The sequence below is a fragment of the Stenomitos frigidus ULC18 genome, from assembly GCF_003003795.1.
GTDB lineage: Bacteria > Cyanobacteriota > Cyanobacteriia > Leptolyngbyales > Leptolyngbyaceae > Stenomitos > Stenomitos frigidus_A.
In genome coordinates this window covers 39,668-54,922 of record NZ_PVWK01000098.1, presented here as the reverse complement: position 1 = coordinate 54,922, position 15,255 = coordinate 39,668, and the positions used below count along the sequence as shown (strand labels likewise).

General features: G+C 51.3%; 13 protein-coding genes. 8 read left to right on the top strand and 5 right to left on the bottom strand.

Annotated elements, in window-relative coordinates; all coding sequences use genetic code 11:
* Nucleotides 1–18: 18 nt before the first annotated feature.
* Nucleotides 19–1,287, bottom strand: coding sequence for a DUF790 family protein (locus C7B82_RS17720; RefSeq protein ID WP_106257608.1), 1,269 nt, complete (start codon nucleotides 1,285–1,287; stop codon nucleotides 19–21).
* 248 nt (nucleotides 1,288–1,535) lie between these two features.
* Between C7B82_RS17720 and C7B82_RS17715 the strand changes: the two genes are divergently transcribed.
* From C7B82_RS17715 to C7B82_RS17700, 4 genes are all read left to right on the top strand, one after another.
* Nucleotides 1,536–3,464: an alpha-amylase family glycosyl hydrolase gene (locus C7B82_RS17715; RefSeq protein ID WP_106257607.1), complete on the top strand. Its 1,929-nt coding sequence runs from the start codon at nucleotides 1,536–1,538 to the stop codon at nucleotides 3,462–3,464.
* Nucleotides 3,465–3,917: 453 nt separating this feature from the next.
* Nucleotides 3,918–6,002 carry a TolC family protein gene (locus C7B82_RS17710; protein ID WP_219904562.1) on the top strand — a complete coding sequence of 695 codons (2,085 nt, stop codon included), beginning with the start codon at nucleotides 3,918–3,920 and terminating at the stop codon, nucleotides 6,000–6,002.
* 79 nt (nucleotides 6,003–6,081) lie between these two features.
* On the top strand, nucleotides 6,082–7,248 hold the full coding sequence (locus C7B82_RS35180; protein WP_106257606.1) for a peptidoglycan DD-metalloendopeptidase family protein: 1,167 nt from the start codon (nucleotides 6,082–6,084) through the stop codon (nucleotides 7,246–7,248).
* Nucleotides 7,238–7,645, top strand: a complete 408-nt coding sequence (locus C7B82_RS17700) for a C6orf136 family protein (protein WP_106257605.1) — start codon at nucleotides 7,238–7,240, stop codon at nucleotides 7,643–7,645. Before C7B82_RS35180 ends, C7B82_RS17700 begins: the two co-directional genes overlap by 11 nt.
* A gap of 94 nt (nucleotides 7,646–7,739) precedes the next feature.
* Here C7B82_RS17700 and C7B82_RS17695 read toward each other — a convergent pair whose 3' ends face one another.
* Both C7B82_RS17695 and C7B82_RS17690 read right to left on the bottom strand, forming a co-directional pair.
* On the bottom strand, nucleotides 7,740–8,903 hold the full coding sequence (locus C7B82_RS17695; RefSeq protein WP_106257604.1) for a serine/threonine protein kinase: 1,164 nt from the start codon (nucleotides 8,901–8,903) through the stop codon (nucleotides 7,740–7,742).
* Between the two features lie 154 nt (nucleotides 8,904–9,057).
* Nucleotides 9,058–9,906 (bottom strand): alpha/beta fold hydrolase, encoded by an 849-nt coding sequence (locus tag C7B82_RS17690; protein ID WP_106257603.1) that lies wholly within the window; start codon nucleotides 9,904–9,906, stop codon nucleotides 9,058–9,060.
* Between the two features lie 174 nt (nucleotides 9,907–10,080).
* Here C7B82_RS17690 and C7B82_RS32460 point away from each other — a divergent pair, with 174 nt between their 5' ends.
* On the top strand, nucleotides 10,081–10,236 hold the full coding sequence (locus C7B82_RS32460; protein ID WP_181357550.1) for a hypothetical protein: 156 nt from the start codon (nucleotides 10,081–10,083) through the stop codon (nucleotides 10,234–10,236).
* 108 nt (nucleotides 10,237–10,344) lie between these two features.
* Here the strand turns inward: C7B82_RS32460 and C7B82_RS17685 are convergent, their stop codons facing one another.
* Nucleotides 10,345–11,508, bottom strand: a complete 1,164-nt coding sequence (locus C7B82_RS17685) for a cysteine desulfurase family protein (protein WP_106257602.1) — start codon at nucleotides 11,506–11,508, stop codon at nucleotides 10,345–10,347.
* Between the two features lie 299 nt (nucleotides 11,509–11,807).
* Here C7B82_RS17685 and C7B82_RS17680 point away from each other — a divergent pair, with 299 nt between their 5' ends.
* Both C7B82_RS17680 and C7B82_RS17675 read left to right on the top strand, forming a co-directional pair.
* Nucleotides 11,808–12,659 (top strand): TPM domain-containing protein, encoded by an 852-nt coding sequence (locus tag C7B82_RS17680; RefSeq protein ID WP_106257601.1) that lies wholly within the window; start codon nucleotides 11,808–11,810, stop codon nucleotides 12,657–12,659.
* A gap of 195 nt (nucleotides 12,660–12,854) precedes the next feature.
* Nucleotides 12,855–13,634 carry a phosphate ABC transporter permease gene (locus C7B82_RS17675; RefSeq protein WP_181357549.1) on the top strand — a complete coding sequence of 260 codons (780 nt, stop codon included), beginning with the start codon at nucleotides 12,855–12,857 and terminating at the stop codon, nucleotides 13,632–13,634.
* Between the two features lie 78 nt (nucleotides 13,635–13,712).
* Here C7B82_RS17675 and C7B82_RS17670 read toward each other — a convergent pair whose 3' ends face one another.
* Nucleotides 13,713–14,342 (bottom strand): precorrin-8X methylmutase, encoded by a 630-nt coding sequence (locus tag C7B82_RS17670; RefSeq protein WP_106257600.1) that lies wholly within the window; start codon nucleotides 14,340–14,342, stop codon nucleotides 13,713–13,715.
* Between the two features lie 337 nt (nucleotides 14,343–14,679).
* Between C7B82_RS17670 and C7B82_RS17665 the strand changes: the two genes are divergently transcribed.
* Nucleotides 14,680–15,237: a hypothetical protein gene (locus C7B82_RS17665; protein WP_106257599.1), complete on the top strand. Its 558-nt coding sequence runs from the start codon at nucleotides 14,680–14,682 to the stop codon at nucleotides 15,235–15,237.
* The last annotated feature ends 18 nt before the right edge of the window (nucleotides 15,238–15,255 follow it).

The window sequence follows — 15,255 nt, the reverse complement described above, 5'->3', positions numbered from 1 at the left end:
CACTTCACATCAAGAATCCTATAATTCTGGCGTTGCTTTGATTGAAGCAGCGCCAGTTTTTGTTTGATCTTGTTCCAACATTGCCAACACGGGTTTAGGCATGAGTTGGTCTTTGAACCAAATCGCATTAGCGGGAATGTCGCCCACCTTAACACCTGCCTTCTCCAGGTTCAGTCGTTCTGAGATGGCCAGAATGAGATCATCGCGTCCTGATTGGCGCACCTGGGAAAATTTCTTCTGCAAGTATTCGGGTCGCCAGTAGCCGACGATTTCGAGCAAAAAAGTGCGGCCGTCAGGATGAACGAGACGAAAGTCGGGGATCATGACGCTGCCGGGAATGGGGATCAGATCGACTTCACGCTCAAGTTGCCACTCGGTTTTTGCTTTTGACCAGCGATCGACAAAACTTTCTTCCACCATGCTGTCGTAGGTTTTACCGGGGGGATAGTGCGTGACGAGGCCGCAGTCGGAGTTGAGATTAAAGCGCCCCGATCGCACCTGACCAGAATACGTATCCCGATGCTGTAGAGTGGCCGTCAAGCTCCATTTGGTGACGTGGAGCAAGGCCGGCAGCAGCATGGCCAATTTCAACCCGTAGCGCGTGTTGGGCTTGAAGAGGCTAGTGGGCCCGTCGATCGTCAGCGTAAAGCCATGATCGGCATCGCCCTCAATATAGGTCATCAACCGAAACAGCTTGAGGTACCGAAAGAGCAGCTTATATTCGCCGGGGTCATTGCGATGGGCATTCAGCGTGACGTGGCTGGCGCGATAAAACACACCTTGCACTTGAGACAAGTTATAACGATGCAGCAGTGCTTCGGCTGTGGGTGCATCAAAGCGGGTCAAGATCTGGTTATCGGGCAGGTCAGCGTAGAGCCCTGTTTGAATCTGTGCCGGCAAAACGTCATGACCCATCTCTTGACTGAGGCGGTCTGCCAGTTGCTGTAAGGTTGCCTGAGTGGCTGAGAGCCCGCCTGCCCGTTGTGCCGAGAGTGCAAAGACTCGCTGACGTAGCGTGAGGGGATCTAAGGGGCTGATGGTTTCAAAGTGGCTGAAGGTATCGCTAGTGAGTAAATGGGCAAGACCACGCTTAATGCGGTAGTCAGTGCTTTCGCCCTCCAAGGCTTGCAGTTGCTGCTTGAGTTCGCCTCTCGTGCCATCTTTAGCGTTTTGGAACAGCGTAATCAAGCTGTTGGCGATCGACAGAGTTTGCCCAGCGATCGCTAACCGTTTGGGCACAATTTCCTCACCGCTATAGCGATGCATGAGCAAATCGGTGGGTAACATTTGCAGATCTTATCTCTTTAGGCCGATGAAACACCAAAAAGACTATCCAAAGTGAGATACCAAACAAAAGAACAAAGCGTAGATTCTACAAAGTATGTTTCACTTGCATTAGTCAGCCCCTGCAGTCAGCGACCCTATGAGAAGCGTTATGGTCACACAAACTCAATACTATATTGGCGTTGTGTTGGGAATAAATGCATCGCTCTAAGACATGAACACCGCTTTATATTGGACTTTCTAAATATTCTATGGTAACAACTCCTCCTCCTCGAAGTTCTCGCACTCAATACGAGACGGATGATCATCAAGCAGATGTTGAAGCGTTAGTAGCAGAACCCAGGCAAGACAGCGAAATTGACCTGGAGTTTCTTTACACCAGAGATATCGAATTTCGGCAGGAAACCATTTATTTTGCGGTTGTCGATCGCTTTTATGATGGCGATGTTGATAATAGTGAAGGGCCCAATCCAGAGCTGTTTGATCCAGAGAGGCAAGACTGGGGGAAATACTGGGGCGGTGATCTACAAGGCATCATCGACAAACTTGATTATCTCAAAAATATGGGTGTGACAGCGCTCTGGCTCACGCCCTTATTCGAGCAAGTAGAAGCTCTTTTTGTCGATAATGCTGCGATTCATGGCTACTGGACACGAGATTTCAAACGCCTCAATCCTCGTTACATTGGTAGAGACGAAGATCCCTCGTTGAACAACACTCAAGAGCAAAAAAATACGACCTTCGATCGTCTGATTGAAGCGCTACATCAGCGCAAGATGAAGCTCATACTCGATGTTGTTTGTAACCACAGCAACCCCGATTTCAGCGGCAAGAAAGGCGAGCTCTATGACGATGGCGTCAAAATTGCCGATTTCAACGACGACAAAGATAACTGGTATCACCACTACGGTGAAATTACAGATTGGGAAGACGAATGGCAGATACAAAATCGCGAACTGGCCGGACTGGCAACCTTTAACGAAAACAATAGCGACTACCGCGACTATATCAAGGGTGCTATTAAGCAATGGCTCGATCGTGGGGTGGATGCCCTACGCGTCGATACCATCAAACACATGCCAATCTGGTTCTGGCAGGAGTTCAACGCGGATATCCAGGGGCATCGACCGGATGTCTTTATTTTTGGAGAATGGATTTATAGCCATCCGTCGGACGATCGTTCCGTTGAATTTGCGAACCACTCTGGCATGACCCTGCTCGACTTTGGGCTGTGCGTTGCCCTTCGCGCCGCTTTAGCGCAAGGTGCAGAAGATGGTTTCCAGCTTATTCAAGCCATTTTTGACCTGGATCATCGCTACTTTGGGGCCAATGAACTGGTTACGTTTATCGACAATCATGACATGCCCCGGTTTCAGAGCTTAAACCCTGACCCAGACATGTTGAAGGTGGCGATCGCCTTGATCATGACCAGTCGCGGTATTCCTTGTATTTACTACGGCACAGAGCAGTACCTCCATGACGATACGGAGGGTGGCAACGATCCGTACAATCGCCCGATGATGTCTCATTGGGACACCGAAACGGAGCTGTACCGTCTGATTCGCTTACTCTCCGGTTTGCGTCGCTTGAATCCTGCGATTTCAATGGGTGGACATTGGCAAAAGCTCCTGGCACCCGATGTATATTGCTATGCCCGACGCTATCGCGACTCCATTTGTTTTGTGGCGCTTAATCGTGGTGAAACAACGACGATCGAAGCGGTGGAGACTGAGCTGCCCGATGGTGAGCATACCTGTGTGCTCACTCGCCAGAAGTTTGAGGTCAGCGAGGGCAGGATCGATAGTCTCGAACTGGCAGCTCGTAGCGCGATCGTCATCAGCCATGTCGGCGAACGCATTAAAGGACAGACGATCGTCCGCGTGCAGTTGAATGGCGTCCAGACGCAGCCTGGAGAGACGATCGTGGTTACAGGCAATTGCCCTGAGCTGGGTCACTGGGATGTCTCCAAGGCATACCCACTGGAGTACATCAACACCAACACCTGGTTCGGTGAAATTCCCTTTGAAGAGAGCGCTGGTAAAATGATCACGTATAAATATGCAATGTGGCGTGAAGGGCAATCCCCTTTGCGCGAGAATCTGGTGGCTCGTCGCTGGGTCATTGCCAACGAAGGCACTGTCAAATGGCGAGATACCTGGGCCTCTGGTCCCGAGTCTTAGAGCGTGAGGTCAGTTCAGCTTTTTCAACAGATGCCACAGCTTGAAATTGTTCACTGCACCTTAGCCACCACATGATTTTATGGTGCCCAATAGCACAGCCTGAAAGACTCCACTACAGATCCCCTGTTTTTAGATAACGATCTCTTATAGATGCCCGTTTCACCCTGTCAGGTGATGCTGTTGGATGAAGTGTGCTGAAGACGCCTTCATGTAGTTTGATTTCAAACCCGTGTAATCGCTTGATTAACTGGATCAATCTGTGCGTCGGAGGCGTGATTACGTAAAAACCTTATTGTCTATCCTGAAATTTATATGACTTTAGTCAGCACCTTTACAATGCCTTTCTGAAGTAATATAGCTTTGCCAAACGGATGATCAAGCGGCTATTCTGCATAAGGTTGCTCCTCGATCGGTGCCATCAACCAAGTTTTTTCGCTTGCAAGTAAGAAACGTATGCAACCTTCTCGTCATTTGATTGTTGTGGGTGTGGGAGTTTTAGTTGCCTTCGCCAACATGCCATCGGGCGTATCAGAACCAGTTCCCAAGCAGTCACCGTCTGCTGCTAAAGCCGATGAGTTACAGCCTTTCTCCCTGAAAAAAGCAACAGCTTCTCTAGAAAAAGCCTCTCTCAGTCCGCCCAAAACCGTACTGTCCAAAACGGTTGTGACGGAAAGCATTGCACTGTCAGTGATTGTCCCTGAGTTTAGCCAGCGGAAAACTCAGCTTGACGGGTTACAGGTGCCGACAGTGGTTGCACAGTCAACCAAACCCAACAGCCCATCGGCGACGAAGCCAGAGTCTGAAAAAACGCCAGAGTCTAAAAAACCGTCAGAGTCTAAAAAACCGTCAGAGCCTAAAAAAACGTCAGAGCCTAAGAAAGCTGTAGTCGTTCAGGCTACTCCAGCGACGTCTCCTGGGCTTGCACCTGATCCCTCTGGCTCAACGCTACCAGCACCAACCACACCTGATCCCGGTCCTTCTAGACCACTGGGGCCAGCAAAGCCAGGGTTAGCCCCAGACTACCTCAACCCCAATCCTAATCCGCTGAGCTTTCCGACCAAACCAGAAGAAGTGAGGCTCCGAGGCATTCAGCCAATTACGTTACAGCAGGCGATCGAGCTAGCGCAGCGCAACAACCGCCCGCTTCAAGTCACTCGTTTGCAGCTAGAACGCAGCAAAGCTGCTTTACGGCAGTCTCAGGCAGCAAGTTTCCCAACCTTGACGGCTCAAAGCAACCTGAGCCGATCGTTGTCTGCTAGCAGCAACCGCAACAACCAAAACAATGCACTGTCAGCACTGCTGGGTATCAATAGCGACAGCGGCAGTTCGATCAGTAACGCTTTTAGTGCTTCGGCTACGCTGAGCTATGACATCTTTACGTCTGGGCGTCGTCCAGCCAATATTCAGGCAGCCGAGAGGCAACTCCGCTCTGATGAGCTCCAGGTCGAAATCAATCAGGAGCAGCTACGGCTCGACGTTGCCAGTGATTACTATAATCTGCAGCAGGGCGATGAGTCGGTTCGGATTCAGCAGTCATCAGTGCGCAACAACGAAGCCAGTTTGCGAGATACTCAGGCGCTGGAGCGTGCAGGCTTAGGCACTCGCTTTGACGTTCTACAGTCTGAAGTGCAGTTGGCAAACTCGCGGCAGAACCTCACCAACGCTATTGCTCAGCAACAGATCAATCGGCGACAACTCGCTCAGCGATTGAGTATTTCTCCCGCGATCGACCTGGCGGCCGCTGACCCAGTTGACGTTGCGGGCGAATGGAATTTATCGCTGGAAGAAAGCATCGTCTTGGCGCTAAAAAATCGGGCCGAACTGGAGCAACAGTTGGTCCAGCGAGAACAAGCGCAGAGGCAACGACGAGCCGCACTGGCAGGTTTAGGTCCTACCGTTACGGCGCAGGCGCAGTATCAGTTGTCTGACATTTTGGACGACAACGTTTCGGTTGGCGATGGCTACGCCTTTCAGTTAGGCGTGACCTGGAACTTATATGATGGCGGTGCGTCGGTAGCTCAGGCTCAGCAGGCAGAAGCAAACATCGCGATCGCAGAGCAAAACTTTGCAGATCAAAGCAATCAGGTGCGCTTTACCGTCGAGCAAGGTTACGCCAACTTACTCTCTAACTTTGAGAATATTGGCACCACCACGAGAGCGCTGGGGCAGGCGCAAGAAGCTCTGCGACTGGCACGCTTGCGCTTCCAGGCTGGGGTTGGCACCTCAACCGATGTGATTAACGCTGAAAATGCCTTGACGAATGCTGAAGGCAACCGGGTCAATGCCATTATCGGCTATAACCGATCGTTAGCCACCCTTCAACGAGCGGTAACGCATCTGCCGATTCCCACTGGTGCGACGACTCCCAGTCTGGTATCGCCTAGCAGCACGCCCTCTACTCCCTCAGTGCCCAAGACAACGACTCCTAGCACCACAACGTCACCATCGCCTTCAGGTGGTGAGCCCAATACATCTGAACCCAACACGCCCAACCCATCTGCTCCTAGCACGCCCTCTTCTGGTAGCAAAACACCTTAATTGATTTAATTGCTTACTATGTAGCTGAAGCCTCACTCTGTCCTCCTCTCTCGGTTTGCTAGACATAAAGGATCTAACAATGCTTTCTCACGTCACTGCTGCCCGTTCTCTCTCTAACGCGTCCCGACGATCGCTCCTCAGCCAGGGAATCAGCGTTGTTAGTGCTGTTGCCATTCTGAGTGGTGGCACTGTGTGGGCACAGTCCGCTGACCCAGCTCTGGAGGCTGCTCCTGAAAGCACCAAACCTCCTTCCAGCTTAGAAAGCGCTCCGCTGCAAGCATCGACTAGTACACCTCGCCCGATCGCGCCTATTGCACCAGAATCCTTTCCAACCGTAGAAGCGCCACTCAGCACCAATCTTAAGGTCACAGCACCAACTACTGCCAATACTGCAGACGATCGGTACATTGATTCCACCAGCTACAGCATTGGTGCGACCGAACCAAGCAGCAGTGCTGTCAAGCGTCCTCAGCTGCCCAGCGTCACGTCGCCACTTAACATTGGGTCAAATCTTGGTTCGGCTGCCGGCGATTACAGCGTTACATCTGGTCGCAGCATTCCTTCTGTGAAGGATTACTACTACCGCACGCTCCGCCCACCCGCTATGTTGGGGAATGGCAACATTCGTTTGATCTTCCCTCTCTCAATCCCCGCGCCGATTACCTCTCTGTTTGGCTGGCGAATTCACCCCGTTGAAGGTGGGCAACGCTTTCACTCAGGGACTGATTTAGGCGCACCTATGGGAACACCCGTGCTGGCAGCCTACGCGGGTAAAGTGGCACTGGCCGATTTCCTGGGCGGTTATGGGTTGGCTGTGGCCGTAGAACACAATAAAGGAACTCAGCAAACCCTTTACGGACACCTATCCGAAATTTTTGTGAAGCCTGGTGACTGGGTGAAACAAGGTATGGTCATTGGTCGGGTGGGCAGTACAGGACTATCGACTGGACCACACTTGCACTTTGAGTTTCGCCAACTCACTCCAGAAGGATGGGTCGCAATGGACCCTGGCGCGCAGTTAGAATATGCCCTGGCACAGTTGGTCAAATCGTTCGATTTTGCTCAAGCCAAACCGGGTGAAGATCTGGGCTTAGGCGGTCGCCTTGGTGCGGTAAATGTGGGTGCCAAGGGCGACATTACCTTGCAAGTAAAAGCCTTGAAGCAACTCAGCCAAATAGAGGCACCGAAGCAGCTCAGCCAAATAGAAGTACTGAAGCAGCTGAACCGTGAGGCAAATGCAGGTTGAACGGGCGATCGCGACGCTCCAGCAAGAGTTGCCCATGCTGTTTGAGCGTGACCTCTCTTACGACATCTACAGTCAAGACATTGACTTTCGCGATCCGGTGAATCGGTTTAAGGGCAAGCTCAACTACCGCATTATCTTCTGGACGTTGCGGTTTCATGGGCGGCTCTTCTTCACGGAACTCCATTTTGACCTGCACAATGTCCAGCAACCCGAGCCAGAGACCATTCGCGCTGATTGGACTGTACGCGGCACCTTGAGAGTACCCTGGAAGGCGAAGCTCTTCTTTAACGGCTATTCGATCTATACCTTGAACCAGGATGGCTTGATCAGTACACACGTTGATACATGGGATCGAACCCCTGGGGAGATTCTGAAGCAGTTCGTTCAGGTGGGTTAAATTAGGGTGGGTTTTGCCATGAAGCAATAGCAAACCGATCGCGCATTGTTTAATCCCACCCCTACGGCTGAAAGCTCTAAGCTGATGCTTCTTTTCAACTGATCGGCAACTTCAACCAGGTTGACAGTTCGTATGCTAGCCAATCTAGCTCTTGTACCGTCAAGGGTGGATTACCTCGAAGCTCATATTTTTGCGCGCCAGCCCAAATGGCAAGATAAGGCTCGGTATTTTGCTCGCTCTCTTGGCGATACTCTAATCGACTAATTTGCGTGCGTGGTGATGTCTGCGATCGCCCAGATTGAAAGCCTAAGCGTTTACTGGTGAGCGAAATTTGCTGCTGGTTAATCTGGAGGTAGGCTTGACCAAAGAGTGATGGCACGAGAATTTCAAGACTGTCTGGCTCTTTAGCAAAGAAAATTTTGGTCTCAGTGGGCTTCGCTACAGGCACGATCGTCGGCGGTCTGCCAAGGCCCTGCTCTAGAGCTGTTAAGGCTTCTTGGGCCGACTTTGCCCGATGCTCCAAATTCGGATCGGTTAACCAACCGAGCCATTCTGCATACGCGGGGCTGAGGGTGGCAATTTTCTCGAAGTCTAGCTTCATGCCTTTGTGCGGCAGGCTGGAGGGGTGTGTACCTGCCAGCATGGTCGTTAGCGTTGCGCCCAAACTGTAGAGGTCTGACGCTGGAATGGCGCGCCCACTAAATTGTTCGGGTGGCATGTAGCCGTAGGTGCCGACGACTGTAAAAGCACTGGTATCACCGCTGCCTTTAAGCGATTTAACTGAGCCAAAATCGACTAAATAAGCCTGACGGTTTGCCAGCAGAATGTTGCTGGGCTTGATGTCTCGATGCACGATCGGGGGCTGTTGCCCATGTAGGTACAGCAGAATCTGTAGTAACGCTTTAGCAAGCTGTTTTGTTTCTGTTTCTGTAAAAATTCGTTGCTCTTGTAAGCATTGCTCCAGCGATTTGCCTTCAACATAGGTTTGGATGAGGGCAAGGGCTTTATCGTTGGGCAGTTGATGCTCAAAAAAGCCGAGATAACGTGGAATCGACGGGTGCGAAAGGGACTTCAGGGTCTCCACTTCGCGCTCAAAAAGCTTTAGGTCATCCCATTCCAGCGCTTCATCCAGGAACAAAAGCTTGATCACAACCTGTTCTTGAGTTTGAAGATCACGGGCAAGCAAGGTCCAGCGCCCCGTTTGCTTACCAATCTGCCGTTCTACTTCGTAGCGATCGCCCAGGATCTGACCAGCCATCGTCTGTTACCAGTGCTTATAGGTTGGTTATAGCCCCCAGAATGCCGTTCCGCAACGGGATATTTGAGGCTATTTGATGTCTCAACGCCTGGAGGAAATCTCGTAGACGTTCGCTTACTATAACTGCCCTAGACAGCTTAAGACATCTAACGGCTCAACGCGGTTGGCGACGGAGAAACGGCAGCAACGCAGCACTCACCTTCTCATGCCAGTCCTCTTGAGGATAGTGCCCAACTTCTTCTAATTCCACCAATTCCGCATCAGCAAGATGATGGATAAACTGTTTTGCCATGTCTAACGGCAGCCACGGATCACGAAGACCCCAGGCAACCAATATCGGTTGGCTCCATTGCTGAAAGCCTGTTTCGATCTCTGCTGTCACCTGTTTAAGCTGCAAATTCTGAATTGTTGCCAGCAGTGACCGACCAGCATCAGAGCTTCTCAGAAAGGGGCGCCGATAAATATCCAGGTCAGCGTCTTCCACGCGATAGCCACCACCCCCTTCCAGGGTGCGATCGATGAGCAGTGGATCTTGAGTCATCATATCGCCGACCAATGGTATGCCCAATTGCCGCATCTTCCAGGGCAATTTCGCCGCTGTGCTTAAGGGGGCATTGAGAATGGCCAGGCGATCGATCTGCTCTGGGTGGCGCAGCGCATACTGCAGCCCAACGGAACCCACAAACCCCTGCACAACCAGCGCAAACCGCTCAATGCCCATTGCCTGCAGAAACGACTCCAGGGCTTGAAGAAAGGCCTCTGGAGTATAGGCAAAGTCGCGTCGATCGGGCTGCTCCGAAAAGCCAGAGCCAATCCAGTCGGGTGCGATCGCTCGAAACCCCTGATTTGCTAGGGCGGGCAACACTTCGCGCCAACTATAGCTTTGGGCTGGAATGCCATGCAGTAGTACTACAGGCACGCGATCGCTGCTGTTGAGCGGCAGCGCTTCGCGATAGAACCATGTTAGCTTGCCGACTTCAATCCAGTTGTCACCTGTTGCCACAATGTTTTCTACGCTACGTCCTGCTGTTTGAGCTTACCGTTTGACGCGATCGCAGAGCAAGACAGTCATTTAAGACGTCAAGTTTCATAAAACTCATATTTTGTAACTTTAGATACAGAATTTTCTGCTATATTAACAATTAAGAGCAATAAATGAAAAGAAGGAAATCGAACCATGTCTACTCAAGATCAAGCACGCGCCCTAGCCAATCGCCATCAACATGTTGCGAAAAATCGTGAACAGTCTGCCTTAAGCCGTATAGCGGCTGAAATTGGCGTCTCTAGTGAGACGGCTGTGCGGAATCAACCTCGTAGCGCTGGCATGAGCTAAAAACTGTTTCTCACTTGTGATTTGTTTGTTGCCTGGAAGGGGGTTCTCGCGTGAGAGAACCCCCTTCTACTGTTTAGATGGTTTAGATGAGAGGCTGCAACAGGTGTTTTAAACGGCGGCAACCCGACGTAGCGATCGAATCGTTGCGATCATGCAGTCTGCGACCCGATCGATGTCCTCTATGGTGTTGAACCGTCCAATGCCAAACCGAATCGAAGCGTAGGCTAAGGCGTCTGTTAGCCCCAAGGCTTTCAGGACATGAGATGGTGCTGTTTTAGTAGAGGAACAGGCAGAACCCGAAGACACCGCAACGACGGGTTGTAGTCCCAATAGCAAGGCTTGTCCGTCCACACCTGCAACGCTGATATTCAGGTTTCCGGCTAGCCGTTGGGTGACATGACCGTTTAACTGCACTCCGTCCAACGTGCTGATTTGCTGCCAGAGGCGCTCGCGTAATTGCGTTATCCGTTCAGTTTCGCTTGGCCTTTCGGCGATTGCCAATTCGATGGCTTTTGCAAAACCAACCAGTTGAGGCGTGGGCAATGTGCCCGATCTCAGTCCACGCTCATGCCCACCACCATGCAGTTGCGGCGCCAGTTGCACCCTGGGATGCCGTCGCCGCACGTACAGAGCACCAATGCCTTTTGGTCCATACGCTTTGTGCGCAGTCAAAGACATCAAATCAATCTGCATCGCCTCTACATCAAGGGAAATTTTGCCGATCGCCTGTGCGGCATCAGTATGAAACAAAACCTGGTTAGCACGACACATCGCCCCCATCGCGGCTAACGGCTGTAATACCCCAATTTCATTGTTGGCTGCCATCACAGACACCAGGATCGTATCCGATCGCAACGCTTGTTCTAACTGCGTCAAAGCGACCAATCCATCCGCCTGCACAGGCAGCATCGTCACGTCAAAACCTAGCGCTTGCAGGTAGCGGCAGGGATCGAGTATGGCACTATGCTCAGTGGCGACCGTGATGATGTGACGCCCCTTGCTGATATAGGCTTCTGCAACCCCTTTAATTGCCAGGTTGTTGGCCTCAGTCGCGCCACTGGTAAAGACAAGCGCCTCTGGTTGCGCCCCGATCGCGGTGGCTAAGGTCTCTCTCGCTTGCTGCACGGCAGCCTCTGCTTCCCAACCGTAGAGGTGGCTGGAACTCGCAGCATTGCCAAAGTGTTCTGTAAAGTAAGGCAGCATAGCAGCTAGTACACGCTGATCAACAGGTGTGGTAGCGTTACAGTCCAGGTAGATGGGGCGCTGAGCCATAGAAAACTCTCAGGAAATGACTGCAGATTCTCATAGTCTAGTAGCTTGACAGCGTCACGGATGAATCAACGTCGGTTTGGGAGGGCTTCTTTGAGCTTGTTCACACCCTCAAACATGCTTGATAAATACCCGGCGATCGCTTGCCCAAAAAGCGATCGCGCCTTAGCCCTACCAAAAGTTTACGCTAGGTACGATTGACGGCAATCCGTTAGCTTCCTAAGATGAGGTTAAGATTAAAGAGTGTAAAGAAAGATTACGCTTTTCCATCAGCCTACTCTTATAGCCAAGCCAATATTCCCATGTCCACTCCCTCTGCTTTTGTTACAGGGCGATCGCTACCGCTTCATGTCAACCAATTTTTGCGCTACACAGCCGCTCTTTTGCTAGCCGTATCGCTCTGGGTCTGTCCACTCGGCTTGACGCCTTCCGTTGCGTACGCCTACAACAACCCAGAACTGCTGCCAGACGTGCAAACGCCCATTATTGATTTAGCAAAAGCACTGACGGGTGATCAGGAAGCAACGCTAGCGAAAGACTTAGATCGCTTTGAAACGGAAACCGGATGGAAGCTTCGGGTACTCACACAGTTTGAGCGTACACCTGGCCTTGCAGTGAAAGATTATTGGGGACTGGATGATCACAGTGTCTTGCTTGTCGCTGATCCGCGTGGTGGAAATCTGCTGAACTTCAGCGTTGGGGATGACTTTTACCCGTTGATGCCGCGTACCTTCTGGATTGAGTTACAGACTCGTTTTGGTAACCAGTTCTTCGTGCGCGAACATGGCGAAGACCAGTCCATTTTAGAAGCCCTGGAGTCCATCAAGCTGTGTTTACGTCAGGGTGGCTGTAAGGTTGTCCCTGGTCTGCCTCAAGAGCAGTGGATTCTCACCTTGATTACGTCCATTGTGGGCGGTATTGTCTGTGGGTTTGCTGCCAAGCCGCGCAAGGAAGGACAAATCGTTGCGTGGCAGTGGGCACTGATTTTCTCGCCACTGTGGGGCATCCTCTTCATTGCTTTTGGCATTGGCCCTGTCGTCACCCGCACGTCTGACTGGCTGCCACTGTTCCGCAATGTGGCTGGCTTTATGGTGGGTGCTCTAGCGGCATTTCTTGTGCCTGCGCTCAGTCGGACGCCCTCGTCTGACGCATAGGAATAGAGGGCAGAAGGAGCAATCAGCGATCAGCGATCAGCTTTTTTCTGATCGCTGATCGCTGACCGCTGATAAATGACTACTAACCACTCCACCACCGACCAACGATCGCCCATCAGTAGGCTGATTTCGATGTCTAATGTTAGGCTCGTAGCAATTCATCGTTCGCGATCGTGATCATCCGCTATAGCCGCCATGCTCATTCCACTGACCCGTAAGACATTTGAAAACCTGGTTCCTGCGGTTGCTACAGGCCCACAGTATGTTTACTGCTGGGGGAAATTTCCTGTCTTGCTGCTACGACTGCTGGTTTCGATCGTTGGTGTAACGGTCATTTTGTTGCTGGGTGGTCTTCTAGGCGAAGGATTTGGCTTCATTCGCTTTTTTCTCGGCATTATTGTTGGGTTGTATTGGCTCTGGGGGCCAGTTTTGTGGTCAAGCTTAAAAAATATTGAGGCGCGCAAATTCCCCTACAGCGGTTTTTGGCAAGGCGAAGTGGTCGATGTTTATGCCACCGAAGAGCTGATTGGCAAAGAGGAAACGGTCAATGAACGCGGCGAACTGGTCATTGTTGAAAACCGTGAACGACGCTTGAATCTAGTGGTGGGTGATGAAACTGGCTTTACAAGTCGGCTGCAGGTGCCTCTAAAGCGTCATCATCAGGCGATCGCGATCGGCGATACAGCGGAGATGGTGGTGATGTCTAACCGGGGCGATCTTGGTCGGATTAGCAAAACCTCAGATATTTACATTCCTGCCCACAACATCTGGGTGAGCGATTATCCGTTACTGCTGCATGAGTCGTTTATTGAGGTCAGCCGCAGACTGAATGCACGCCATCGCAGTGACCAGTTTGAACCGGAGCGCGATCGGCCCTCACGAGAGCAGTATGAAGACAACGAACGGGGTGGAGCCATTGAGCTTAGTCGTCGTCCTCGTCGTTCTCCGCGTAGCAGACCCTCGGTCGATTGGTAAAAAGCGCTGTATGGTCGATCGGATCTGCCAAGGAATCTCTGTGGTACTGAACCTTCCCGCTGATGACTAAAGCTGCTCTTACATGACGCCGCTTTGCTCTCGCCCATAAGCCTGCCATGCCAAATCAACCAGGCCATTAACGATCGCCGCCGCAACAACAGCACTGCCTTTACGTCCAGTGATCCGAATATGTGGAATAAGCGAATCGGCTAGCCGCTCCTTTGCCGTTTCCACATCGACAAAGCCAGAGGGGGTGGCAATGATGAGTGCGGGGCGAATCTCCTCTGCTTCAATCAAATCTACCAGTGCGATAAGCGCAGTCTGCGCCTGACCAACCACAAAAATACCTTCTGGGTAACGCCGCGCGAGTGTCTCAATGCCCCAAGCAGCACGCGTCTTTTCCTTCTGCGGACGGGTAAGTGCTTCCATGCTGCAGTAGACAGGATTCGCAAATGTATTCTGAATGTTGGTGGTGATGCCAACTTGCACCATCGGTACATCCACCACGATCGTGCTGCGTGCCGCAAGAGCCGCTGCCCCAGACTGTAACGCTGCATCTGAGAAGCGAATTAAAGACTTGTATTCAAAATCAGCCGTTGCATAGATGACACGGCGCACCAACTCATATTCAGCTGGCGAGAAGATGTGTTCCCCAATCTCACGATCGATAATCGCTAGACTTTGAGCATCCGTTGTGTGCCATTCCATCGCAACCCTTTCTGAAAAAATTTGCCTGTGGTAATTAGCCTACACTTGCCAGACCAAAATGGCGACAATTTACGCGATCTCTGGGTTCATTGCGGTACGGCTTAAGAGGCAACTCGAACGCTGGCCTGTTTGACCAAACGCAGGCCAAATCGTCTTCTAGTGATATACACTGTGTCAGCTTTTTAGGCTTACGAAGGTTGATGTTTTTGCGGCTAGCACCAATTGGGTTCGCTGGCAGGACGACAGGGAGAGGTTTTACAACCGTCAACCGATGCAAGAAGGATTAGGCACCAGACGTTTAATCTACCGAGAGCAGAAGCAATGTAAGAGGAAACGCATGAGTCTTGATCGTGAGGCCAGCATAATTGAAAAAATGATCCAGTATTTAGAAACCGTTTTAGAACAGCCCCACCCAGTTTTTGGAGGGCTACCCATCTGCCCGTTTTCCAAAAAGGCTCGGTTGCAGAACAAAATTTTTTATAAAGTGATTGCTTTAGCAATGGATCAATTACAGGCTGGCTCTGAATTAAGACAGGCGATCGCGTCCTTCCATGAGAGTAAACAACACGATGTCTTGGTGGTCATCAGTCCCGATCACGACGCGTTAACCGTTGAACAGGTTCAAGCATTCGTGGAGCAACTCAACGATAGGATTGCGCCGATGAGGCTAACAGCATTCGGTGGACATCCCCAAGACCCATTCAATGTTCAAGGCGTGTTTACCCGACAGGAACCGTTTATCAATCTCACCATTCAGTCCATGACCATCCTGCAAGCCGCTTCAGAACAACTCGCGCGAACCTCATACTATCAGCATTGGTCGGCAGAGAACTTGAGGCAGGTTGGCTTCCACAATCGCAGTGCCGTAGCGATCGAGCGGCAGATGGGAGATTAATCGAACAAGAAGGTAAAT